Origin of the sequence: Pseudomonas botevensis (genome assembly GCF_019145475.1) — a bacterium.
GTDB lineage: Bacteria > Pseudomonadota > Gammaproteobacteria > Pseudomonadales > Pseudomonadaceae > Aquipseudomonas > Aquipseudomonas botevensis.
The window spans coordinates 151622-173982 of sequence record NZ_JAHTKI010000004.1; the positions used below are offsets into that span (position 1 = coordinate 151622).

The 22361-nt window shown below is 61.5% G+C and carries 20 protein-coding genes; 14 read left to right on the forward strand and 6 right to left on the reverse strand.

Annotated features, from left to right (window positions below; all coding sequences use genetic code 11):
- Positions 1-22: 22 nt before the first annotated feature.
- Positions 23-673, reverse strand: coding sequence for a GNAT family N-acetyltransferase (locus KVQ74_RS07830; RefSeq protein WP_217830513.1), 651 nt, complete (start codon positions 671-673; stop codon positions 23-25).
- A 171-nt stretch (positions 674-844) separates the two neighbouring features.
- On the opposite strand from KVQ74_RS07830, the gene xthA reads away from it, so the two are divergent.
- Together xthA and KVQ74_RS07840 are read left to right on the forward strand one after the other, a co-directional pair.
- A complete protein-coding gene (gene xthA / locus KVQ74_RS07835) occupies positions 845-1657 on the forward strand; it encodes an exodeoxyribonuclease III (protein ID WP_217830514.1) in 813 nt (270 codons plus the stop codon).
- Between the two features lie 122 nt (positions 1658-1779).
- Positions 1780-3120 carry a substrate-binding domain-containing protein gene (locus tag KVQ74_RS07840; RefSeq protein ID WP_217830515.1) on the forward strand — a complete coding sequence of 447 codons (1341 nt, stop codon included), beginning with the start codon at positions 1780-1782 and terminating at the stop codon, positions 3118-3120.
- A gap of 93 nt (positions 3121-3213) precedes the next feature.
- Here KVQ74_RS07840 and KVQ74_RS07845 read toward each other — a convergent pair whose 3' ends face one another.
- Positions 3214-4443, reverse strand: coding sequence for an acyl-CoA dehydrogenase (locus tag KVQ74_RS07845; RefSeq protein ID WP_217830516.1), 1230 nt, complete (start codon positions 4441-4443; stop codon positions 3214-3216).
- A 165-nt stretch (positions 4444-4608) separates the two neighbouring features.
- Here KVQ74_RS07845 and KVQ74_RS07850 point away from each other — a divergent pair, with 165 nt between their 5' ends.
- The 3 genes from KVQ74_RS07850 to KVQ74_RS07860 all read left to right on the forward strand — a co-directional run bounded on the left by KVQ74_RS07850 (position 4609) and on the right by KVQ74_RS07860 (position 7081).
- Entirely contained in the window at positions 4609-5538 is a 930-nt protein-coding gene (locus tag KVQ74_RS07850) for a LysR family transcriptional regulator (RefSeq protein WP_217830517.1), read from the forward strand.
- Between the two features lie 179 nt (positions 5539-5717).
- Positions 5718-6119 carry a MerR family transcriptional regulator gene (locus KVQ74_RS07855; protein ID WP_217830518.1) on the forward strand — a complete coding sequence of 134 codons (402 nt, stop codon included), beginning with the start codon at positions 5718-5720 and terminating at the stop codon, positions 6117-6119.
- 62 nt (positions 6120-6181) lie between these two features.
- Positions 6182-7081, forward strand: coding sequence for a hydroxymethylglutaryl-CoA lyase (locus KVQ74_RS07860; protein ID WP_217830519.1), 900 nt, complete (start codon positions 6182-6184; stop codon positions 7079-7081).
- 610 nt (positions 7082-7691) lie between these two features.
- Here the strand turns inward: KVQ74_RS07860 and KVQ74_RS07865 are convergent.
- Positions 7692-9389 carry an AMP-binding protein gene (locus KVQ74_RS07865; protein WP_217830520.1) on the reverse strand — a complete coding sequence of 566 codons (1698 nt, stop codon included), beginning with the start codon at positions 9387-9389 and terminating at the stop codon, positions 7692-7694.
- A gap of 200 nt (positions 9390-9589) precedes the next feature.
- Between KVQ74_RS07865 and KVQ74_RS07870 the strand changes: the two genes are divergently transcribed.
- The 4 genes from KVQ74_RS07870 to KVQ74_RS07885 are packed head-to-tail and all read left to right on the forward strand — an operon-like array spanning position 9590 to position 15148.
- Complete coding sequence (locus tag KVQ74_RS07870) at positions 9590-10753, forward strand: isovaleryl-CoA dehydrogenase (RefSeq protein ID WP_217830521.1); 1164 nt, start codon at positions 9590-9592, stop codon at positions 10751-10753.
- A 12-nt stretch (positions 10754-10765) separates the two neighbouring features.
- Positions 10766-12373 carry a carboxyl transferase domain-containing protein gene (locus KVQ74_RS07875; RefSeq protein ID WP_217830522.1) on the forward strand — a complete coding sequence of 536 codons (1608 nt, stop codon included), beginning with the start codon at positions 10766-10768 and terminating at the stop codon, positions 12371-12373.
- A gap of 13 nt (positions 12374-12386) precedes the next feature.
- Positions 12387-13199 (forward strand): gamma-carboxygeranoyl-CoA hydratase, encoded by an 813-nt coding sequence (locus KVQ74_RS07880; protein WP_217830523.1) that lies wholly within the window; start codon positions 12387-12389, stop codon positions 13197-13199.
- Positions 13199-15148, forward strand: coding sequence for an acetyl/propionyl/methylcrotonyl-CoA carboxylase subunit alpha (locus KVQ74_RS07885; protein ID WP_217830524.1), 1950 nt, complete (start codon positions 13199-13201; stop codon positions 15146-15148). Before KVQ74_RS07880 ends, KVQ74_RS07885 begins: the two co-directional genes overlap by 1 nt.
- Before the next feature lie 39 nt (positions 15149-15187).
- Here KVQ74_RS07885 and KVQ74_RS07890 read toward each other — a convergent pair whose 3' ends face one another.
- The gene (locus KVQ74_RS07890; RefSeq protein ID WP_217830525.1) at positions 15188-15844 is read right to left on the reverse strand and encodes a LexA family protein; all 657 of its coding nucleotides are present in this window, start codon (positions 15842-15844) and stop codon (positions 15188-15190) included.
- Positions 15845-15974: 130 nt separating this feature from the next.
- On the opposite strand from KVQ74_RS07890, the gene KVQ74_RS07895 reads away from it, so the two are divergent.
- From KVQ74_RS07895 to KVQ74_RS07905, 3 genes are all read left to right on the forward strand, one after another.
- Positions 15975-16313: a DUF6124 family protein gene (locus KVQ74_RS07895; RefSeq protein WP_217830526.1), complete on the forward strand. Its 339-nt coding sequence runs from the start codon at positions 15975-15977 to the stop codon at positions 16311-16313.
- A 476-nt stretch (positions 16314-16789) separates the two neighbouring features.
- Positions 16790-17941, forward strand: coding sequence for a M14 family metallopeptidase (locus tag KVQ74_RS07900; protein WP_217830527.1), 1152 nt, complete (start codon positions 16790-16792; stop codon positions 17939-17941).
- 137 nt (positions 17942-18078) lie between these two features.
- Positions 18079-19284: an MFS transporter gene (locus tag KVQ74_RS07905; protein ID WP_217830528.1), complete on the forward strand. Its 1206-nt coding sequence runs from the start codon at positions 18079-18081 to the stop codon at positions 19282-19284.
- Between the two features lie 4 nt (positions 19285-19288).
- On the opposite strand, the gene KVQ74_RS07910 is transcribed toward KVQ74_RS07905, so the two are convergent.
- The gene (locus KVQ74_RS07910) at positions 19289-19834 is read right to left on the reverse strand and encodes a cytochrome b (RefSeq protein WP_217830529.1); all 546 of its coding nucleotides are present in this window, start codon (positions 19832-19834) and stop codon (positions 19289-19291) included.
- Positions 19831-20925: a catalase family peroxidase gene (locus KVQ74_RS07915; RefSeq protein ID WP_217830530.1), complete on the reverse strand. Its 1095-nt coding sequence runs from the start codon at positions 20923-20925 to the stop codon at positions 19831-19833. Before KVQ74_RS07915 ends, KVQ74_RS07910 begins: the two co-directional genes overlap by 4 nt.
- A gap of 157 nt (positions 20926-21082) precedes the next feature.
- Here KVQ74_RS07915 and KVQ74_RS07920 point away from each other — a divergent pair, with 157 nt between their 5' ends.
- Both KVQ74_RS07920 and KVQ74_RS07925 read left to right on the forward strand, forming a co-directional pair.
- Positions 21083-21589 (forward strand): RNA polymerase sigma factor, encoded by a 507-nt coding sequence (locus KVQ74_RS07920; protein WP_217830531.1) that lies wholly within the window; start codon positions 21083-21085, stop codon positions 21587-21589.
- Positions 21586-22338 carry an anti-sigma factor family protein gene (locus tag KVQ74_RS07925; RefSeq protein WP_217830532.1) on the forward strand — a complete coding sequence of 251 codons (753 nt, stop codon included), beginning with the start codon at positions 21586-21588 and terminating at the stop codon, positions 22336-22338. Before KVQ74_RS07920 ends, KVQ74_RS07925 begins: the two co-directional genes overlap by 4 nt.
- The last annotated feature ends 23 nt before the right edge of the window (positions 22339-22361 follow it).

Below are 22361 nucleotides of genomic sequence, written 5' to 3' on the forward strand. Positions count from 1 at the left end.
GGGTGCCGGTAAAGTTCTACCTTTATGCCGTTGCCGTTTGTAACACCTGTGGATTGGCATGGAAAAACACATGCTCGCGCACCGGGCCAACCGCCACTTCGCCGATCTCTTCGTAGCCCTGGCGTTTGTAGAATTCCAGGTAGCGCGGGTTGCCGCTGTCCAGCACCACGCCTTGGGAGGTTTCGTCCACGGCGCACCAGTTGTGCACCGCTTGCAGCAGTTGCTCGCCAAAATGCTTGCCCTGGAACTGCGGGTGAATGCCCAGCAGCGGCAGCATGTGTACCGACTCCGAAGGAACGCAGGCCTCGACCGCCGCGTGGTACTCCAGATAACGCCGGGTGCAGCGAAAACCGGTGCTCAGCACCATGCGCAAGCGCCAGGCCCAGCTCTCGGTGACACCCAGACGCCGTTGCGGCGGCGCGATCAGGGCGATGCCGATCAGCCGATCATTGACCAGCAGCCCGATGGCCGGCAGATCCTGCAGGAAATGCTGCTTGACCAGTTCGCGCACGGTGGCGCGCACCCGCTGCTCGTAACCCGGACGCTCGGCCTCGAACAGATAACCGAAGGTCGGTTCATGCCGATAGGCCTGATACAGCAGGGAACGGGCTTCGCGGGAGTAGCCGCGATCGAGCATGTGGATGTCGGCGATGGCGGTCTGGCTTTCAGGCATGACGGTGATTCTCCCCGGGGCGCGCTCGGAGGGCGGCGCTCTTGTTGGTACGAACCTTTGGGTGACTGCACAGTTCCCCACAGGTATAGCCCAAGGCTGGATCTTCATCGACTGGACTGGCCCGGATCCTACATGTCAGCTAGCATCGCCCTTTTGCCAGGACTGCCGACCATGAAGATCGTTTCCTTCAACATCAACGGACTGCGCGCCCGTCCGCATCAGTTGGCGGCGCTGATCGAGAAGCATCAGCCGGATGTCATCGGCCTGCAGGAAACCAAGGTCCACGACGACCAGTTCCCGCTCGAAGAGGTCCGGGCACTGGGTTATCACGTGTATTTCCACGGGCAGAAAGGCCATTACGGCGTCGCCCTGCTCTCGCGCCAGGAGCCGATCGCGATCCACAAAGGCTTCGCCAGCGATGAAGAAGACGCCCAGCGGCGCTTCATCTGGGGCACGTTCGCCGACCCCAACGGCGTGCCGGTGACCATCATGAACGGCTATTTCCCCCAGGGCGAAAGCCGCGACCACCCGACCAAATTCCCGGCCAAGCAGCGTTTCTACAGCGACCTGCAAACCCTCCTGGAAAGTCAGTTCCACAACGAGCAACCACTGGTGGTGATGGGTGACGTCAACATTTCCCCGGAAGACTGCGACATCGGCATCGGCCCGGACAACATGAAGCGCTGGCTGAAAACCGGCAAATGCAGCTTCCTGCCGGAAGAGCGCGAGTGGATGGCGCGCCTGAAAAACTGGGGCCTGACCGACAGTTATCGCCACCTGAACCCGGACGTGACCGACATGTTCAGCTGGTTCGACTACCGCAGCCGTGGTTTCGAGGATGAGCCCAAGCGCGGGCTGCGGATCGATGTGATCCTCGCGTCCCATGGCTTGCTGCCACGGGTGAAGGCCGCCGGTGTCGACTATGAACTGCGCGGCATGGAAAAACCGTCGGATCATGCGCCGATCTGGCTGGAACTGAGCTGATTACGACATCACCTCAACCCTGAATGTGGGAGCACCGCTCCCACATCGACGCTCTGTAACTTCTCCGTCATGCATCTGACTTAATCTCCCCGGCAATCCCCTTGGCTGCAATCGGTGCCGGCATGATCCTGCGTGTTCTGTTCTCCTTTCTGCTGGGCGCGTGGCTGCCATTGATCGCCGCCGCCGGCGACTTGCCGATCGCCGACCGCGGACCGGTGCTGCGCATTCAGGGTTCCAATACCATCGGCGCGGATCTCGGTCCGGCGCTGGTCGAAGGTCTTTTTCAAGAACAAGGCCTGTTGAAAATCCATCGGGAAAACCCCGACACCGCCAACGAACAACGGGTCGTCGGCCAGACCGCCCAGGGCAAACGGGTTGTCGTGGAAATTGCCGCCCACGGCTCCAGCACCGGTTTCACCGCGCTGAAAAATGCCAGCGCCGACCTCGCCGCCGCCTCCCGCCCGATCAAGGACAGCGAACTGCAGAGCCTGCAGTCCCTCGGCGATCTGAAAAGCCCCGCTGCCGAACAAGTCATCGCCATCGACGGTCTGGCAATTATTCTCCACCCCGACAACCCCCTGACGACGCTGGACACCGAGCAACTGGCGCGAATCTTCAGCGGCGAGGCAAAAACCTGGGAAGACGTCAGCGGTCACGGTGGGACGATTCATCTTTATGCGCGGGATGACCAGTCGGGCACCTACGACACCTTCAAGGAATTGGTCCTCAGCCGCCGTGGGAAAAACCTGAACAATGCAGCGAAACGTTTCGAATCCAGCGAGCAATTGTCCGACGCGGTGAGCGCCGATCCGCAAGCCATTGGTTTCATCGGTCTGCCCTATGTGCGCCAGGCCAAGGCGGTGGCCATCGTCGACGGTCAATCCCAGGCGATGCTGCCGCTCAACAGCCTGATCGCCACCGAAGACTATCCGCTGTCCCGGCGCCTGTTCTTCTATTTGCCGCCCGACAGCCAGAACCCGTGGGCCAAGGCGCTGGTGGCGTTTGCGCAAAGCCGCCAGGGCCAGGCGATTGTCGCGGCCAACGGTTTTATCGCCCAGACCGTGCAGGCGATTGCGGTGACGCCGAATGCGCTGATGCCCGAAGGTTATCAATCCCTCAGCCGCCATGCACAGCGTCTGACCGTGAACTTCCGTTTCGAGGAAGGCAGCGCCAGCCTCGATAACAAGGCACGCCAGGATCTGGCCCGGGTGTTCGACTATATAAAGCGCCATGACAAGACTGACCGCGCCGTGACACTGGTGGGTTTCGGCGACGCCAAGGATGACCCGGCGCGGGCCGATCTGTTGTCAAAACTGCGGGCGATGGCGGTACGTCGAGAGTTGGTGAAAAACGGCGTGCTGCTACGCGAAGTGCGCGGGTTTGGCGCATTGATGCCGGTCGCCGCCAACAATGGCGACGAAGGCCGGATCAAGAATCGGCGGGTTGAGGTCTGGGTTTACTGACAGCACGGCAGTGCCTGTGCTGACGTCTTCGCGGGCAAGCCCGCTCCCACACAACACGGGAGCGGGCTCGCTAGCAAAGCAGGCGACGCGGTCTTAATGACCGCTGCGTAACATCTCCTTCGGCACGTACTTGCCGATCTCGAACTTGCCGATCGCCGCGCGGTGGACTTCGTCCGGACCGTCGGCCAGGCGCAGGGTGCGTTGCATGGCGTACATGTAGGCCAGCGGGAAATCGTTCGAGACCCCGGCCCCGCCGTGGATCTGGATCGCCCGGTCGATCACCCGCAGGGCGACGTTCGGCGCGACAACCTTGATCTGCGCGATCTCGCTTTTCGCCACTTTGTTGCCCACGGTGTCCATCATGTACGCCGCTTTCAGGGTCAGCAGGCGCGCCATGTCGATTTCCATCCGCGAGTCGGCGATCTTGTCGACGTTACCGCCCAGGCGCGCCAATGGCTTGCCGAACGCGGTGCGGCTCACCGAGCGTTTGCACATCAGTTCCAGTGCCCGTTCGGCCATGCCGATCGAACGCATGCAGTGGTGAATCCGGCCAGGGCCGAGACGCCCCTGGGCGATTTCAAAGCCGCGTCCTTCACCGAGCAGAACGTTTTCGTACGGCACCCGCACGTTATCGAACAGCACCTCGGCGTGACCGTGAGGCGCGTCGTCGTAACCGAATACCGGCAGCGGACGGAGGATTTTCACGCCCGGGGTATCAACCGGCACGAGGATCATCGAGTGCTGGGCGTGGCGCGGTGCGTCCGGGTTGCTCAGGCCCATGAAGATCAGGATCTTGCAGCGTGGATCGCAGGCGCCGGAAGTCCACCACTTCTTGCCGTTGATCACCCACTCGTCGCCATCACGCACGGCGCGGGCGGCCATGTTGGTGGCGTCGGAAGAGGCGACGTCGGGTTCGGTCATGGCGAATGCCGAGCGGATCTCGCCGCGCAGCAGCGGTTCGAGCCAGCGCTGTTTCTGTTCTTCGTTGGCGTAGCGCACCAGCACTTCCATGTTGCCAGTGTCGGGTGCCGAGCAGTTGAACGGCTCCGGCCCCAACAGCGAACGACCCATGATTTCCGCCAGCGGCGCGTATTCGAGGTTGGTCAGGCCGGCACCGAGTTCCGACTCCGGCAGGAACAGGTTCCACAACCCTTCGGCCTTGGCCTTGAGTTTGAGCTCTTCCATGATCGCGGTCGGTTGCCAGCGGTCGCCTTCGGCCACCTGGCGTTCGAACACGGCTTCGGCGGGATACACGTAGGTGTCCATGAACGCGGTCACGCGCTCACGCAGTTCTTGAACCTTGGGCGAATAAGCGAAATCCATGAGCATCACCTTCTGTTTTAGAGGTTGTTTAGGTCATGCAATCGATGCTAGAACAGCGTTGATAATTTACCTAGCCTATTCTCGGCGTGTATTAACATTCATCACCGATATATGATCAGTTGATTTTCCGGGCTACCCCCGTCCCTATAAGAAGAGAGCCGCGTAATGAATCTGAGCAAGGTCGACCTTAACCTTTTCATCGTCTTCGACGCGATCTACACCGAAGCCAACCTGACTCGCGCCGGGCAGATTGTCGGCATTACTCAACCGGCCGTATCCAACGCCCTGGCGCGCCTGCGCGAAACCTTCAACGACCCGCTCTTTGTGCGCACCGCCCAGGGCATGGTGCCGACGCCCATGGCACAGAACATCATCGGCCCGGTGCGCAACGCCCTATCGTTGCTGCGCGTGTCGGTTCAGGAAAGCCGGATTTTCAACCCGTCGCAAGCGGTCAAGACCTATCGCATCAGCATGACCGACCTGACCGAGGCGGTGATCCTGCCGCCGCTGTTCCAGCGCCTGCGGCGTCTGGCGCCGACGGTGATCATCGAGAGTTTCCTGTCCAAGCGCCGGGAAACCACCAAGGAGCTGGCCGCCGGGCGTCTCGACTTTGCCGTGGATGCACCGCTCAACACCGATCCGCAAGTGCGCCACGTCAAGCTAATGGAAGACCGCTATGTCTGTGCGATGCGCAAGGGCCATCCGCTGGCGGGCAAGGAAAAACTCACCCTCGACGACTATCTGTCACTCACCCATATCCACATTTCCAGCCGTCGCAATGGCCTGGGCCATGTCGATCTGGCGTTGGGTAAAATGGGTATCCAGCGCAAGATCGCCCTGCGCTCCCAGCACTACCTGATGGCCTCCCAGGTGTTGCAGCAGACCGACATGGTCATGACCGTACCGGAGCGTTTCGCCCGTCGCCACGAACTGCATGCGTTCAACCTGCCGGTGAACGATGTGCCGCCGGTCGAGACGCATCTTTACTGGCACGAAAGCACTGACCAGGACCCGGCCAACCGCTGGATGCGCGAGCAGATGATCGAGTTGTGCCAGCAGGTCACGGCGCATGAGAAGAAGCTCGACAAGGTGTAGGACTTTGCGCCGCGTTATCGTTGTTCGTGAGCAAGCCCACTCCCACAACAGCAACTGCGCTCGCTGTGGGAGCGGGCTTGCCCGCGAAGAGCCCGTGAATTCGATGAAAAACCCCACCCCTTGACGTAAACGTCAACCTGCCATTAGCTTAGCGCCATGACCCTTTTCCGAGCGCTTCCATGAGCAGCCAGACCTACAGCATTTCCGACCTCGCCCGCGAGCTGGACATCACCACCCGTGCGATCCGCTTTTATGAAGAACAAGGCCTGCTCAGTCCCGAGCGCCGGGGCCAGGAGCGCATCTATTCGCCGCGCGACAAGGTCAGCCTGAAGCTGATTCTGCGGGGCAAGCGCATCGGTTTTTCCCTGGCCGAGTGCCGCGAGCTGATCGAACTCTATGACCCCTCCAGCGGTAACACCAAACAACTCAACAGCATGCTGGCGAAAATCGCCGAGCGTCGGGCGCAGCTGGAGCAGCAACTGCTGGACATCGAACAGATGAAACTGGAACTCGACACCGCCGAGGAGCGCTGCGTGCAGGCGCTGGAGCAAACGCTCAAGAGTCAGCAGGCGGTTCAGTAAACCTCCCGAATGCCCCTGTGGAACGCTTCCCGGACGTCTAACAATCACAGCAGGTCAACGCCATGTCCCTCCCCTCCCAAGTACGCCTGATCGAAGTCGGCCCACGTGACGGCCTGCAAAACGAAGCCCAACCCATCAGCGTCGCCGACAAGGTGCAACTGGTCGACGCGCTGAGCGCCGCCGGTCTGGGCTATATAGAAGTCGGCAGTTTCGTTTCGCCCAAGTGGGTGCCACAGATGGCCGGTTCCGCCGAAGTGTTTGCGCAGATCCAGCGCAAGCCCGGCGTGACCTATGGCGCCCTGGCGCCCAACCTGCGCGGTTTCGAAGATGCGCTAGCAGCCGGGGTCAAGGAAGTCGCGGTGTTCGCCGCCGCCTCCGAAGCCTTCTCGCAGCGCAACATCAACTGCTCGATCAGCGAAAGCCTCGCGCGTTTCGCACCGATCATGGACGCCGCGAAACAACACGGCGTTACCGTGCGCGGTTATGTGTCCTGTGTGCTCGGCTGCCCTTATGAAGGCACGGTGGCGCCGGAACAGGTGGCCATGGTCGCCCGCGAGCTGTACGCGATGGGCTGCTACGAAGTCTCCCTCGGCGACACCATCGGCACCGGCACCGCAGGCGCGACCCGGCGGCTGTTCGAAGTGGTTTCGGCGCACGTGCCACGGGAAAAACTTGCCGGGCATTTCCACGACACCTACGGCCAGGCCATGGCCAACATCTATGCCGGCCTGCTGGAAGGCATCGCGGTGTTCGACAGCTCTATCGCGGGCCTCGGCGGCTGCCCATACGCTAAAGGCGCCAGCGGTAACGTCGCGACCGAAGACGTGGTTTACCTGCTCAACGGCCTCGGCATCGAGACCGGGATCGACCTGGACGCCTTGATTGCTGCGGGCCAGCAGATCAGCGCGGTGCTTGGCCGCCCGAGCGGTTCGCGCGTGGCGAAGGCGCGTAGCGCACAGTGAGGGGGAACGGTGTTACCGCGGCGAGCGAAACGTGGGCAAAAGCGAGTAACACGGAAACAAATTGTCTGGCTTTAGCCAACAGCCAAATCCTACAAATTTTTAAGTTGTTGATTTATAAGGAAATTTAAACGTTGGCACGGCTTCTGCTATCTCTATGGCATAACAAGAATAAAAAGCAGCAAACCAATAAAAATAAGACGAAACGACTCTGACATAACAAGAACAACACGGCAGAGACGCAGCTAACAGATTTTTTTGGAGAAGGTGTGCTTTTCAGGGTGCTCCCAGGAGTGACCCGCAACCGGGCAGAGAACAATAAAACTACCTTCAGGTAGCTCCCGAATCGGTTGGATCGCTTGGCGAGAAAGCAGATCAGCGCTCAAAAAAATACGTTTGCTCTTGATCCCGGATGGGGATCGCCAAAAACAGCGGTAAAGGGCCACGGTTGCCAAAAACAACAACAGACCGACCCTCAATAATAAAAAAAGAGCACGCGACGACAAAATTAAAGGGGAGCTTCGGCTCCCCTTTGTGCTGTCTGCGATTTGTGTTTCACACCCGATCCATTTGGGGAGCGAGCGAGCCCGCCCCCACAAATTCGCTCCCACCGTTACCGGTCGTTTATCTTCAGCTCTTCGATGCTGATTTCGCGCATGCGGAATTTCTGGATCTTGCCGGTCACGGTCATCGGAAACTCTTCAACGAACCGGAAGTAACGCGGCGTCTTGAAGTGCGCGATGCGCTCCTTGCACCACACCTGCAACTCCTGCTCCGTCGCGCTGTGGCCGGGATGGAACTTGATCCAGGCGACGATCTCCTCGCCATACCGCGAGCACGGAATACCGATCACCTGCACGTCCGCCACCGCCGGGTGAGTAAAGAAAAACTCTTCCAGTTCGCGCGGATAAATGTTCTCGCCGCCCCGGATGATCATGTCCTTGTTACGCCCGGCAATGCACACATAGCCTTCGTCATTCATGCTCGCCAGATCACCGGTGTGCATCCAGCCGGCCTGGTCGATGGCTTCGGCGGTGCTCTGCGGATTGTTCCAGTAACCGAGCATCACGCTGTAACCACGGGTACAGAGTTCACCGATGGTGCCACGCGGCACCAGATTGCCAGCCTCGTCGATGATCTTGCTTTCCAGTTGTGGCTGGGTACGGCCGACGGTGGTCACGCGTAATTCCAGTTCATCCGAAGGCCCGGTCTGTAGGGACACCGGGCTGGTCTCGGTCATGCCGTAGGCGATCTGCACTTCGCTCATGTGCATCTCGTTGATGACCCGGCGCATCACTTCTATCGGGCAGGTGGCGCCGGCCATGATCCCGGTGCGCAGGGTCGACAGATCGAATTCGGCGCGCTGCGGCTGATCGAGCATGGCGATGAACATGGTCGGCACGCCGTACAGCGCCGTGGCTTTCTCTTCGGCGACGGTGCTCAGGGTCAGCAGCGGATCGAAGGCATCGTTGGGATAAATCATCGTGCTGGCGTGGGTGATACAGCCAAGGTTGCCCATGACCATGCCGAAGCAGTGATACAGCGGCACCGGGATCACCAGGCGATCGGCGGCCGTCAGCCCGAGGCTTTCACCGACCATGTAACCGTTGTTGAGAATGTTGTAGTGACTGAGGGTCGCGCCCTTGGGAAAACCGGTGGTGCCGGAGGTGTACTGGATGTTCACGGGCTGATCGAAATGCAGGCTGTCGCCACGCTCGCGTAACTGCTGCGGGGAAATGGCGGCCGCCAGATCCGTCAGTTGCGCCCACGGGAGAAAGCCGGATGGCGGCTGCGCGTCGAGGCTGATCACGCCGCGCAGTTGCGGCAGACGCTCGCTGCACAATTGACCGATGGCGTGGTCGGCCAGCTCCGGCGCCAGACCCTGCAACATGCCGTGGTAATCGGAGGTCTTGAATGCCCCGGCGCACACCAGCCATTGGCAACCAGACTGTTTGAGCACGTATTCCAGCTCTGAACTGCGGTAGGCCGGATTGATGTTGACCAGAATCACCCCGATCTTCGCGGTAGCAATCTGGGTGATACACCACTGCGCGCAGTTCGGCGCCCAGATGCCGAGGCGGTCACCCGCCTGCAGACCCAGCGCCAGCAAGGCGCTGGCGTGCAGATCCACCGCGTCGGACAGTTGCCGCCAGCTATAGCGCAACTGCTGGTGGCGCACCACCAGCGCCTCGCCGTCCGGGTACTGCACGACGGTGTCGTCGAACTTCTGACCGATGGTCATGGCCAGCAAGGCTTTGTCCTGGGAACCGCGGGTGTAGCTGCGCTGCGGGTTTGCACTGGGTTGATCCATGACGACCCCTATTGTCTTTATTAGTGGGTGTTGGACCGGAGCAATGACAGCTCCGACCTTCAGAACTGGCTCTACTCTCGCTCAAGTTGACGTTAACGTAAAGGGTGATTGACAGCCATTCGTCACAGGCTTACGTTAACGTAAAGGTGAGAGCCAAATCCCCGCCCTCCCCACCCTACAAAAAAGCCAAAAGGTGTCCCATGAGCTACCCATCCCTGAACTTTGCCCTCGGTGAAACCATCGACATGCTGCGCGATCAGGTTCAGGCCTTTGTCGCCGACCAGATCGCCCCGCGCGCTGAACAGATCGACCGCGACAACCTGTTCCCCGCCGATCTGTGGCGCAAATTCGGTGACATGGGCCTGCTCGGGATCACCGTTCCGGAAGAGTACGGTGGCGCCGGTCTGGGTTACCTGGCACACGTGGTCGCGATGGAAGAAATCAGCCGAGGTTCGGCCTCGGTGGCGTTGTCCTACGGCGCCCACTCCAACCTCTGCGTCAACCAGATCAACCGTAACGGCAACCACGAACAGAAATCCAAGTACCTGCCAAAACTGATCAGCGGCGAGCATGTCGGCGCCCTGGCCATGAGCGAGCCGAACGCCGGTTCCGACGTGGTGTCGATGAAACTGCGCGCGGAAAAACGCGGCGACCGCTACGTGCTCAACGGCAGCAAGACCTGGATCACCAACGGCCCGGACGCCAGCACCTACGTGATCTACGCCAAGACCGACCTGGAAAAAGGCCCGCACGGCATCACCGCCTTCATCGTCGAACGTGACTGGAAAGGCTTCAGCCGCAGCAACAAATTCGACAAGCTCGGCATGCGCGGCTCCAATACCTGCGAGCTGTTCTTCGATGACGTCGAAGTGCCGGAAGAAAACATTCTCGGCGTGCTCAATGGCGGCGTGAAAGTCCTGATGAGCGGCCTCGACTACGAACGCGTCGTGCTGTCCGGCGGCCCGACCGGGATCATGCAGGCATGCATGGACGTGATCGTGCCGTACATCCACGACCGCAAGCAGTTCGGCCAGAGCATCGGTGAGTTCCAGCTGATCCAGGGCAAGGTCGCCGACATGTACACCCAGCTCAACGCCAGCCGCGCCTACCTGTACGCGGTGGCCCAGGCTTGCGAGCGCAACGAAACCACACGCAAGGACGCCGCCGGGGTGATCCTCTACACCGCCGAACGCGCCACGCAAATGGCCCTGGATGCAATCCAGATCCTGGGTGGCAACGGCTACATCAACGAATTCCCCACCGGTCGCCTGCTGCGTGACGCCAAGCTGTACGAAATCGGTGCCGGCACCAGTGAGATCCGTCGCATGCTGATCGGTCGCGAACTGTTCAACGAAACCCGCTAAACGGAGCTGTCCATGGCTATCCTGCATACCCAGCTCAACCCGCGATCAGCGGAGTTCGCCGCCAACAGCGCCGCGATGCTCAAACAGGTCGACGCCCTGCACACCCTGCTCGCCCAAGTGGCCCAGGGGGGGGGTGCGAAAGCCCAGGAACGGCACACCTCGCGGGGCAAACTGCTGCCGCGCGAACGCATCAACCGCTTGCTCGACCCGGGCTCGCCGTTCCTCGAAATCAGCCAGTTGGCGGCCCACTCGGTGTATGGCGAGGACGTCCCGGCGGCCGGCGTGATTGCCGGGATCGGTCGCGTGGAAGGCGTCGAGTGCATGATCGTCGCCAACGATGCGACGGTGAAAGGTGGCTCGTACTATCCGCTGACCGTGAAAAAACACCTGCGCGCCCAGACCATCGCCCAGCAGAACCGCCTGCCGTGCATTTATCTGGTGGATTCGGGCGGCGCCAACCTGCCGCGTCAGGACGAAGTGTTCCCGGATCGCGAGCACTTCGGGCGGATCTTCTTCAACCAGGCCAACATGAGCGCCATGGGCATTCCGCAGATCGCCGTGGTCATGGGTTCCTGCACCGCTGGCGGCGCGTATGTGCCGGCGATGGCCGACGAAGCGATCATGGTGCGCAACCAGGCGACGATTTTCCTCGCTGGCCCGCCGCTGGTGAAAGCCGCAACCGGTGAAGTGGTCAGCGCCGAAGACCTCGGCGGGGCCGATGTGCATTGCAAGATTTCCGGGGTCGCCGACCACTACGCCGAGAGCGACGAACACGCCCTCGCGCTGGCCCGACGCAGCGTCGCCAACCTCAACTGGCGCAAGCTGGGCGACGTGCAGCAACGCACGCCGATCGCGCCGCTGTACAACAGCGACGAGTTGTACGGCGTGGTTTCCGCCGACGCCAAGCAGCCGTTCGACGTGCGAGAAGTGATCGCGCGACTGGTCGATGGCTCGGTGTTCGATGAGTTCAAGGCGCTGTTCGGCACCACGCTGGTGTGCGGTTTCGCCCACTTGCACGGCTACCCGATCGCGATCCTCGCCAACAACGGCATCCTGTTCGCCGAAGCCGCGCAAAAAGGCGCGCACTTCATCGAACTGGCCTGCCAGCGCGGCATTCCGCTGCTGTTCCTGCAGAACATCACCGGTTTCATGGTCGGTCAGAAATACGAGGCCGGCGGCATCGCCAAGCATGGTGCGAAACTGGTGACCGCCGTGGCCTGCGCCAAGGTGCCGAAATTCACCGTGATCATCGGCGGCAGCTTCGGCGCCGGTAACTACGGCATGTGTGGACGTGCTTACGATCCGCGCTTCCTGTGGATGTGGCCGAACGCGCGGATCGGCGTGATGGGTGCCGAGCAGGCGGCTGGCGTGCTGGTTCAGGTCAAGCGCGAGCAGGCCGAACGCAGTGGCCACCCGTTCAGCGCCGAGCAGGAAGCCGAGATCAAGCAACCGATTCTCGACCAGTACGAAGAGCAGGGTCACCCCTATTACTCCAGCGCACGGCTGTGGGACGACGGCGTCATCGACCCGGCGCAGACCCGCGATGTGCTGGCCCTGGCCCTGTCCGCGTCGCTGAACGCGCCTATCGAACCGAGCCGCTTCGGCGTGTTCCGGATGTGATCGGGAGAATCTCATGAGCGACTTCAACACCCTCGAACTGCAGAGCGATCCACGGGGTTTCGCCACCCTTTGGCTCAGCCGCGAAGAAAAGAACAACGCATTCAACGCCGAGATGATCCGCGAACTGATCCTCGCCCTGGATAAAGTCGCCAGCGACGCCAGCCTGCGTTTTCTGCTGGTGCGCGGGCGCGGCAAGCACTTCAGTGCCGGCGCGGACCTGGCGTGGATGCAGCAATCGGCCGAACTTGATTACCACACCAACCTCGACGACGCCCGGGAACTGGCGGAATTGATGTACAACCTCGCCAAACTGAAAATCCCGACCCTGGCCGTGGTGCAAGGCGCGGCGTTTGGTGGCGCACTGGGCTTGATCAGTTGCTGCGACATGGCGATTGGCGCCGATGACGCGCAGTTCTGCCTGTCCGAAGTGCGCATCGGTCTGGCACCGGCGGTGATCAGTCCGTTCGTGGTACAAGCCATCGGCGAACGCGCCGCCCGCCGTTACGCCCTGACCGCCGAGCGTTTCGGCGGACAACGGGCACAGGACATCGGTCTGCTGTCCGAGAGCTATCCGGCCATCGAACTGGAACAGAAAGTCGAACAGTGGATCGACAACCTGCTGCTCAACAGCCCCGCCGCCATGCGGGCCAGCAAGGATTTGCTGCGCGAAGTCGGCAACGGTGCGCTGACCCCGGCGCTGCGCCGCTACACCGAAAACGCCATCGCGCGGATCCGCGTCAGTCCCGAAGGTCAGGAAGGTCTGCGCGCCTTTCTGCAAAAACGCCCGCCGAACTGGCAAGCCACAACCACCAAGGAGTCGCGTTGATGAGCGCACCTGTTCTCACCACCCTGCTGGTGGCCAACCGTGGCGAAATCGCCTGCCGGGTCATGCGCACCGCCAAGGCCCTGGGGCTGACGACCGTCGCCGTCCACAGCGCCACCGACCGCGAAGCGCGGCACAGCCGTGAAGCGGATATTCGCGTCGATCTGGGCGGCAGCAAAGCCGCCGAAAGCTACCTGCAAATCGATAAATTGATCGCGGCCGCCAAGGCCAGTGGTGCCCAGGCGATCCATCCGGGTTATGGCTTCCTCTCGGAAAACGCCGGGTTCGCCCGCGCCATTGAAGCCGCCGGCCTGATTTTCCTTGGCCCGCCCGCCTCCGCCATCGATGCCATGGGCAGCAAATCCGCCGCCAAGGCCCTGATGGAAACCGCTGGCGTGCCGCTGGTGCCGGGCTATCACGGCGAAGCGCAGGACCTCGACACCTTCCGCGAAGCCTGCGAACGCATCGGCTATCCGGTGCTGCTCAAGGCGACCGCCGGTGGCGGCGGCAAAGGCATGAAAGTGGTCGAGGACGTCAGCCAACTGGCCGAAGCCCTCGCCTCGGCCCAGCGTGAAGCGCTGTCATCGTTCGGCGACTCGCGGATGCTGGTGGAGAAATACCTGATCAAGCCGCGCCATGTGGAAATCCAGGTGTTCGCCGATCAACACGGCAATTGCCTGTACCTCAACGAACGCGACTGCTCAATCCAGCGCCGGCACCAGAAAGTCGTCGAAGAAGCCCCGGCACCGGGCCTCAGCCCCGAGTTGCGGCGAGCAATGGGTGAAGCGGCAGTGCGTTCAGCACAGGCCATCGGCTACGTCGGTGCCGGCACGGTGGAGTTCCTGCTGGATGCTCGCGGTGAGTTCTTCTTCATGGAAATGAACACCCGCCTGCAGGTCGAACACCCGGTCACCGAAGCCATCACCGGGCTGGATCTGGTGGCCTGGCAGATCCGCGTGGCGCGGGGCGAAGCGCTACCGATCAGCCAGGATCAGGTGCCGCTGAACGGGCATGCCATCGAGGTTCGGTTGTACGCGGAAGATCCGGCGAATGATTTCCTGCCAGCCACCGGGCGCCTCGATCTGTACCGCGAATCCCATGAAGGACCGGGGCGTCGGGTGGACAGCGGGGTCGAGGAAGGCGACGAGATTTCGCCGTTCTATGACCCGATGCTCGGCAAGTTGATTGCCTGGGGAGCCGATCGTGAGCAAGCGCGGCTGCGTCTGTTGAGCATGCTCGATGAGTTCGCGATTGGCGGATTGAAGACCAACATCAACTTCCTGCGGCGCATCATCGCTCACCCGGCATTTGCCGAGGCGCAACTGGATACCGGGTTCATTCCTCGCTATCAGGAGCAATTGCTGCCGACGGCCACGGCGCTTGGCGATGAGTTCTGGAACGCGGCGGCGCAGGCCTTTGCGCAGAGTCTGCCGGGCGCTGGCCGAGCAGATGATCCGGCTTCGCCATGGGCTTTGAACAGCGGTTTGCGTGCCGGCCTGCCGAACGAAACCACCTTGCATTTGAGCTGCGAAGGTCAGGATCGGGCGGTCACCCTCGGCGCTGGCGGCAACGCGAAATGGACTGGCGAGCAACTGCTGATCGAGCAGGACGGCTTGCGCCGTCGGTTGCGCGCGATCCGTCGCGGCGATGCTCTGTACCTGCAATGGGACGGTGAATTGCGGCGCGTCGAGACCTACGATCCGATCAGCGCCGTCGAAGCCAGTCACAGCCATCAGGGCGGGCTGACGGCGCCAATGAACGGCAGCATCGTGCGGGTACTGGTGGAGGCTGGGCAATCGGTTGAAGCCGGGGCGCAACTGGTGGTGCTGGAAGCCATGAAGATGGAGCACAGCATCCGTGCGCCACAGGCGGGAGTGATCAAGGCGCTGTATTGCCAGGAAGGCGAAATGGTCAGCGAAGGCAGTGCCTTGGTCGAGTTGCAGGAAGCTTGAAAAGCGGATCGATCCTACAGGGAGAGAGGATCGATCCGACTAGAACCTGGCCGTTGCGAGAACCACGACGCCGATGATCCGGCACTCGTCGGTGAACAGCGCTTTGGGCCAGGTCGGATTGAGCGGCACCAGGTAACGCTGGCCGCCCTCTTCGACCAATTTGCGAAAAATCGCCTCATCGCTGTCCTGCCACTGAACGATCACCAGTTTGCCGGGTTCCGCTTCCAGCGCCGGATCCACCAGAATCAGCATGCCTTCGGCAATGCTCTGGCCGGTGGGCGCGGTCATCGAGTTACCCATCACCGTCAGCCAGAACGCCGGGCCACGGGCGTGGTAATCCGTCAGTTCGAAACGGCGCTTGTCCTTTGCGCCTGAGTACTCGGGGGCGCTTTCACGGGCCTCCACCGGAGCGTTCCAGTCACTGACCGGATAGCGGAAGTATGGGTTGTACTTCTGCGCCAACGGCATTTCGTCGTGGGCATCGATTTGCGGTTCGCGAATCACCATCGCGACCTCAAGAAACTCCATACCCAGCGCCTTGAGCACCCGGTTCATTTCCGTGACACCGGGCTCGCGACGTTTGTTCAGCCAGTGGCCAATGCCACCCTGAGACATGCCGACGCGCTCGCCGAGTTCGACTTGAGTGACTTTGAGTTCACTCATTTTGGCCTTGACCAATTCAATCCATTTATCCATGTGCGGCACCATACGTGCCCGTTCCCGGCCAGCAAAACACATATTGTAGTATTTAAATTCTGGTCACAAATACCCAAGGTAATATCCTAGGCGAACGGATTTGAATCGCCCAAAGGAGTGCCTTTTCACCATGAACATCACCAGCAAAGACCTGCCCGACCTGGACACCGACACCACGTTCAACTCGCCACAAGGCAACGCGGCCGCCCAGCGAGCGCTGGACTACTACTTGAAACCGACTGTGTCGGAACCGAAACCCGAAGAACGTTTCTTCGGCGTCAATCGCCACCTGAGCAATGAGGAATCCCTGGTGCACGCCTCCGACCTGTTGCGCTGCGCGGCAGCCACGGCGTTCAAGGCAGCGGACAGCCTTCAGGGTGTCAATCGGGACCTGGCATTTTCAGCGGTGCATATGGTGGATATGGCGCGAGCGATGGTTGATCACGCACTGGATCGCGGTGAACGCTGAGAACGCGTTCGACGGACGGGAAAGAATTTTCCAATCGCGCAGATAAAAACATTTGACTTGCAAATGATAATGATTATTATTGCATTCAGCTGGTCGCGAGATCAGTCGATGGACCAGAGACCTTAGGTCGGTCTTCTGGACTATCTCCTCATCAGGCTAATCACGGTTTTTGACCCGGCTTTTTGCCGGGTCTTTTTTTTGCCAGTTTTCTGGCTTTATAGCTTCAGGCTAATGAAGTCTTTGGGCGCTGCAAATTCGATGGCGCGGATAATATCAAAAGAATATCGCTTGGCAAGCGGACCCCGGCGGCATTGGGGCAAAGTAATGCCATTTAGCACTTGAGAATCAATCGCACAGTCACTAAGCTGCATTCGCGTCATGGACGACGCCCCCGCCACAACCCGCAATTTCCCTCGGTTTCACCCCTGTCTTGCGTGTAAAGTAGCCGCCATAAAAATCATATTCAGGAACCGATTATGACCGTGGCCAAATCCTCGTTCGACATCAGCGCCAACTTCGACAGCGGCAACATCCAAGTCATCGATATCAGCAATCCGCTCAACCCGGTTCTGGCGATCCGTCCGGATACCCGCAGCGGCCATTTCCAGTGGTTCCACTTCAAGGCCAGCGGTCTGCACGTCCATCAGGAACACTGGTTTCGCCTGGTCAACGCCAGCCAATCCTCTTACAACAAAGCCTGGACCGGCTATCAGGCGGTCGCTTCCTACGACCACGTCAACTGGTTCCGCATTCCAACCCAATTCGAAGGCGACAGCCTGCGCTTCTGCCTCGAAGCCGAGCAGACCCACGCCTGGTTCGCCTATTTCGAACCCTACAGCCGTGGCCGCCATGACTGGCTGATCCAGCAGGCGCTGACCAAGGCCGGCACCGAGTTGCTGGCCACCGGCAAGAGCGTCGAAGGCCGTGACATCCAGCTGCTGCGCAAAGGCAGCGGTGCCGAGGGTCGGCGCAAGATCTGGATCATCGCCCAGCAACATCCCGGCGAGCACATGGCCGAGTGGTTCATGGAAGGCGTGATCGAACGCCTGGAGCACCACGACGATCCGGTCCTGAACAAACTGCTGGCCAGCGCCGATCTGTATCTGGTGCCGAACATGAACCCGGACGGCGCGTTCCACGGTCATCTGCGCACCAACGCCATGGGCCAGGACTTGAACCGCGCCTGGCAGAACGCCAGCCAGGAGATCAGCCCGGAAGTGCTGTTCGTCCAGCAGCAGATGGAAAAGTACGGTGTCGACCTGTTCATCGATGCCCACGGCGACGAAGAAATCCCTCACGTATTCACCGCCGGTTGCGAAGGCAATCCTGGCTACACCCCGCGCATCGAGAAGCTCGAAGAACACTTCCGCAGCCACCTCAAGCACACCACCAAGGACTTCCAGACCAAGTATGGCTACACCCGCGACGAGCCGGGCCAGGCCAACATGACACTGGCCTGCAACAGCGTCGGCGAGAAATTCGACTGCCTGTCGCTGACCCTGGAAATGCCGTTCAAGGATCACGACGACGCACCGAACCCGCTGACCGGCTGGTCGGGCAAACGCTCCAAACAACTGGGCAAAGACGTGCTGACCACCATCGCCGACATGGTCGACACCCTGCGCTGATCCCCTGCTCCGTCGTCACCAGAAAGATCGCAGCCTCGTCTGCGATCTTTTGCTTTCAGGTAAAGAGGTTGCAAATAGAAACTGGATTATCTACCGTCATTCCAGTTTTAATTTGAAACCTGAAACGGAGTCAGGACATGAAACCTCAAACACTCGGCAGCGGCGTGGTGCTGCTGTTCGCCATTGCCGGCGGCCTGGCGGTGGGCAACGTGTATTACGCCCAACCGCTGCTCGATGCCATGGCCGAAGCCTTCGCCCTGTCACCCGCGACCATCGGTATCGTCATCACCCTGACCCAGCTCGGATACGGCGTCGGCCTGGTGTTGCTGGTGCCCCTCGGTGATCTGCTCAACCGTCGCCGGCTGATTGTCACGCAAACCCTGCTGTCGGCGGCGGCTTTGTTGATGATCGCGCTGGCATCGAGCGGCGCGTGGCTGCTGCTCGGCATGACCCTGACCGGCCTGCTCGCGGTCGTCACCCAAGTGCTGGTGGCCTACGCCGCGACCCTTGCGGCCACCGCAGAACGCGGACGCGTGGTGGGCGTGATCACCAGCGGCATCGTCGTCGGTATTTTGCTTGCGCGCACGGTTGCTGGCGGCATGGCGGATCTGGCCGGCTGGCGTTCGATCTATCTGCTGTCGGCGGGTTTGACCCTGGTGATGGCGCTGCTGTTGTGGCGCGTACTGCCCAAGAATGAAGCCCCGCAACCGGCCACGACCTATGCCGCGTTGATCGCTTCGGTATTCAGTCTGTTCAAGGAGGAACCGGTGCTGCGGCAGCGGGCGATTCTGGCCCTGCTGACCTTCGCCAGCGCCATGGTGCTGTGGACGCCGATGGTGCTGCCGCTGGCCGCCCCGCCACTGTCGCTGAGTCACAGCGAAATCGGTCTGTTCGGCCTTGCCGGTGCGGCGGGCGCACTCGCCGCCGCGCGAGCCGGGCATCTGGCGGATCGTGGATGGGGACAATGGGTCAGCGGCCTGTCGCTGCTGTTGATGCTCGCCTCCTGGCTGCCGATCGCCCTCACCCAGTCCTCGTTGTGGGCATTGCTGCTGGGGGTAATCACCCTGGATCTCGGGCTGCAGGCGGTACACGTCAGCAGCCAGAGCATGATCTACAGCGTACGCCCGCAAGCACAGAGCCGACTGACGGCCGGCTACATGCTGTTCTACTCGATCGGCAGTGCCTTGGGTTCGATCGGCTCGACCGCCGTGTATGCCTGGGCCGGATGGCTCGGCGTGTGCCTGCTCGGCGCCGGCATCAATGTCATCGCGCTGCTCTACTGGTGGCGAACGCTGGCCACCCGCGCCACCGGTGGCGAGGAAGCATGCTCCCGCGCCACCTAGGCCATCAGCCGCGATCCCGTCCGCGCAGCATGCTGTCGAGCACCTCGTCGCGACGTATCCAGCCATGGAACAGCGCCGCCGCCAGGTGCAACAGCACCGTCAGGAACAGCAGATACGCCAGATACCCGTGGGCCTTGCGCAACAGCGCGAACACCTGGGCATCCGCTGGCACGATCGAAGGCAACTGCAACGAACTGCCGAGCATCACCGGATCCCCGGCCGCGCTGATCATCGCCCAACCCAGCAGCGGCAATACCAGCATCAACGCATACAACAAGAGATGGGAGGCCTTGGCCGCCATGGCTTGCCAGCCCGGCAGATCCTCCGGCAACGGTGGTTGGCGGGTAGCAAGGCGCACCGCCACACGGACAATCGCCAACAACAGAATCGCAATGCCCAGCGGCTTGTGCAGGTTGATCAGCCATTCATGCCGCTGCGACACCGAGGCGACCATACCGGCGCCAATGAACAGCATGGCGATGATCATGATTGCCATCAGCCAGTGCAGCAGGCGCGCCAGCGGATTGAAATGCGTCGGTCGAATGCTCATGGGCGAGCCTCCTGTCGGGTGGCGGGCAACTGGCTGACTTCGCTGGTGCGGCGCAGGTAGGAACTGGCGTACGCGGCGGAACGCGCGGCAAGCAATGGATCGTCGGAACCCTGGATACCGGCCGGCAGCACCAGCGGATCGTAGTTGACGTCACGGCACTCGCCGCTGAGTTGCGGCTGGGTTTTCTCCAGCACCAGGGTGCCGGCATTCAGCACCTTGCGCCCGGCGGGCCAGGTCTTGCTCGCGTCATTGACCGGATCATCGGCGTTGGCCAGGGTGATGTTCAACTGGAAGCGCAGCGGCGCGGCGGCCAGCCGTTGCACCAGATCCTTCTCCAGAAAATCGCTGCCCTCAGGCGCGGTGGCACCCGCCGCGTCCTGGGCCAACGGGGTCACACTCCAGCGCACCGCCTGCTTCTTCCCACTGGCATCCACCAGATAAAACGCGTTGATGCCGTTATAGGTTTCAGTCGCATAACTGGCCGATGGTTTGGCGGTTTTCACCCACGTCAGGAATGGCACGGCTTCCGGGTGCGAGGCAAAAAACGCCGGCACTTTGCTCGGGTCAGGTTTGCCGGTGGCAGGATCCGGGGACTGTGCCTGTTGCAACTGATAGAACGCCTCAGGCGTACCCACCGGGAACACCGGCATGCTGTTCATCCCGGTGCGCCACTGCTGACCGTTAGCCTGAGTGAAACGCAGCGCCAGGCTGCGGATCGGCACGGCGCTGTCCGGCGTATAAGGATTGCCGGCCGGCAGCGCAAAGCGTCCGACCACCGGAGTCCGTGGGTCATTGAACACTTGCGCGGTGGAATACACCCGCGCCTCACCGCTGCTCTCGAAATGCCCGATCACGCAGACACCCTTGGCGTGATTGCGACGAAATCCGGGATGCACGCCGTTGTTCTTTTCCAGCACATCGACCAGCGCCTTGGGGGTCAGACGCTGTGGGTCAAGCGTGCCGTGAACGTAGGCAAAAGCGCCGGCGAGCGCGGCGACCACCACGGCGATACCGCCCAGACGCAACACCACGCTCGCGGCGCTCAATGGCGGGCGCTGCGGCCCGCCGGACGGTGAGGTTCGATCAACCATGAACGACTCCAGGGCCATCGGCCACAAGTAGGAAGAATCAGCAAGACGTGCGCCAATCGGATTTATTCCACGGCCCGGTATTTATTTTTCCGAACGTGGAATAACCTCGGTTGCCGGGCGTCTTCCTAGTCCACAGCGTAGTGACTAGCGGAATTTCATGAGCGAAATCGACGAACAACTGAGAGAAATCATTCCCAGATTGCGCCGCTTCGCGCTGTCGTTGACCCGCAACGGCAGCAGCGCGGACGATCTGGTGCAGGCCAGCCTGGAGCGAGCCCTGTCGAGCTGGGGCGATAAACGCGCCGAGGGTGACCTGCGCGCCTGGCTGTTCTCGATCCTGTATCGCCAGTTCGTCGATGCCCATCGGCGCTCTCGCCGCTACGCGCGGATGCTCGAATTCTTCACCGGCCGCGAAGACACCGAACCCTCGGTCGAACGCACGGTGATCGCCCGCTCGACCCTGCAAGCCTTCGACCGCCTGCCCACCGAACAGCGCGCCCTGCTGCTCATGGTCTCGGTGGAAGGCCTGACCTATAAGGAGGTCGCCGAGATTCTCGACGTCCCCACCGGCACCGTGATGTCGCGCCTGTCCCGCGCCCGCCAGGCCTTGCGCCAGCTCAGCGACGGCGAAATCAGCAGCCCTTCTTTGCGGATACTCAAATGATCAGCATGCCTCCCAGCGAGCGTGACCTGCACGCTTACGTCGACCACCAACTCAACGATACCGACCGGCGTCTGCTGGACAACTGGCTGGCCAGCCACCCGGACGAAGCCGCCCGGGTGCGCGCCTGGCAGCAGGATGCCCAGCAACTGCGCGCGGCACTTGGCGGTGCCTTGCAGCAACCGGCCAATCCGGATCTTGACCCCGCCGTGATCCGCCAGCGCCTCAAACGTCAGTCACGCCGACATCTGGCCAGCGCCGCGATGCTGCTGATTGCGGTCAGCATCGGCGGCGTCAGCGGCTGGCAAGCGCGGCAGATGACCTTCATGCGCTCGATGGCCCCCATGACCGACGCCTTGCAGGCCTATCGCCTGATCGCTCAGCAAGGCCTGTTACCGGCGGACTACACGGTCGACAGCAAGGAGGGCATGCAACATTGGCTGGATCGTTACTTCACCCGCGCCATTCGCTTGCCGGACCTGACCGCTGCGGGGTTCCAGCCAATCAGCGGCCGCCTGCTCAGCACCGATGAAGGCCCGGCGGCGATGGTCACGTACGAGGATCGCGGCGGACACAAAGTCAGCTTCTACGTGCGCCCGCCAGGACCGAAAAACACCTTTCTGCCCCGAGGCAGCCGCAGCGACGGAGAGTTGCAGGCCGATTACTGGTCCGGCGGCGGCTACAACTATGCGGTAGTCAGCCCGGTGAACACGCCGGCTGCGCAGCAGCTCCGGCAATCGCTGCAGTTCTGAGTCTCCAGCGGTGTCCCTTGTGG

Excerpts from the sequence above, each read along its gene's own strand:
- KVQ74_RS07830 (WP_217830513.1), bottom strand. The coding sequence starts at position 673 with ATGCCTGAAAGCCAGACCGCCATCGCCGACATCCACATGCTCGATCGC.
- xthA (WP_217830514.1), top strand. The coding sequence starts at position 845 with ATGAAGATCGTTTCCTTCAACATCAACGGACTGCGCGCCCGTCCGCAT.
- KVQ74_RS07840 (WP_217830515.1), top strand. The coding sequence starts at position 1,780 with ATGATCCTGCGTGTTCTGTTCTCCTTTCTGCTGGGCGCGTGGCTGCCA.
- KVQ74_RS07845 (WP_217830516.1), bottom strand. The coding sequence starts at position 4,443 with ATGGATTTCGCTTATTCGCCCAAGGTTCAAGAACTGCGTGAGCGCGTG.
- KVQ74_RS07850 (WP_217830517.1), top strand. The coding sequence starts at position 4,609 with ATGAATCTGAGCAAGGTCGACCTTAACCTTTTCATCGTCTTCGACGCG.
- KVQ74_RS07855 (WP_217830518.1), top strand. The coding sequence starts at position 5,718 with ATGAGCAGCCAGACCTACAGCATTTCCGACCTCGCCCGCGAGCTGGAC.
- KVQ74_RS07860 (WP_217830519.1), top strand. The coding sequence starts at position 6,182 with ATGTCCCTCCCCTCCCAAGTACGCCTGATCGAAGTCGGCCCACGTGAC.
- KVQ74_RS07865 (WP_217830520.1), bottom strand. The coding sequence starts at position 9,389 with ATGGATCAACCCAGTGCAAACCCGCAGCGCAGCTACACCCGCGGTTCC.
- KVQ74_RS07870 (WP_217830521.1), top strand. The coding sequence starts at position 9,590 with ATGAGCTACCCATCCCTGAACTTTGCCCTCGGTGAAACCATCGACATG.
- KVQ74_RS07875 (WP_217830522.1), top strand. The coding sequence starts at position 10,766 with ATGGCTATCCTGCATACCCAGCTCAACCCGCGATCAGCGGAGTTCGCC.
- KVQ74_RS07880 (WP_217830523.1), top strand. The coding sequence starts at position 12,387 with ATGAGCGACTTCAACACCCTCGAACTGCAGAGCGATCCACGGGGTTTC.
- KVQ74_RS07885 (WP_217830524.1), top strand. The coding sequence starts at position 13,199 with ATGAGCGCACCTGTTCTCACCACCCTGCTGGTGGCCAACCGTGGCGAA.
- KVQ74_RS07890 (WP_217830525.1), bottom strand. The coding sequence starts at position 15,844 with ATGGATAAATGGATTGAATTGGTCAAGGCCAAAATGAGTGAACTCAAA.
- KVQ74_RS07895 (WP_217830526.1), top strand. The coding sequence starts at position 15,975 with ATGAACATCACCAGCAAAGACCTGCCCGACCTGGACACCGACACCACG.
- KVQ74_RS07900 (WP_217830527.1), top strand. The coding sequence starts at position 16,790 with ATGACCGTGGCCAAATCCTCGTTCGACATCAGCGCCAACTTCGACAGC.
- KVQ74_RS07905 (WP_217830528.1), top strand. The coding sequence starts at position 18,079 with ATGAAACCTCAAACACTCGGCAGCGGCGTGGTGCTGCTGTTCGCCATT.
- KVQ74_RS07910 (WP_217830529.1), bottom strand. The coding sequence starts at position 19,834 with ATGAGCATTCGACCGACGCATTTCAATCCGCTGGCGCGCCTGCTGCAC.
- KVQ74_RS07915 (WP_217830530.1), bottom strand. The coding sequence starts at position 20,925 with ATGGTTGATCGAACCTCACCGTCCGGCGGGCCGCAGCGCCCGCCATTG.
- KVQ74_RS07920 (WP_217830531.1), top strand. The coding sequence starts at position 21,083 with ATGAGCGAAATCGACGAACAACTGAGAGAAATCATTCCCAGATTGCGC.
- KVQ74_RS07925 (WP_217830532.1), top strand. The coding sequence starts at position 21,586 with ATGATCAGCATGCCTCCCAGCGAGCGTGACCTGCACGCTTACGTCGAC.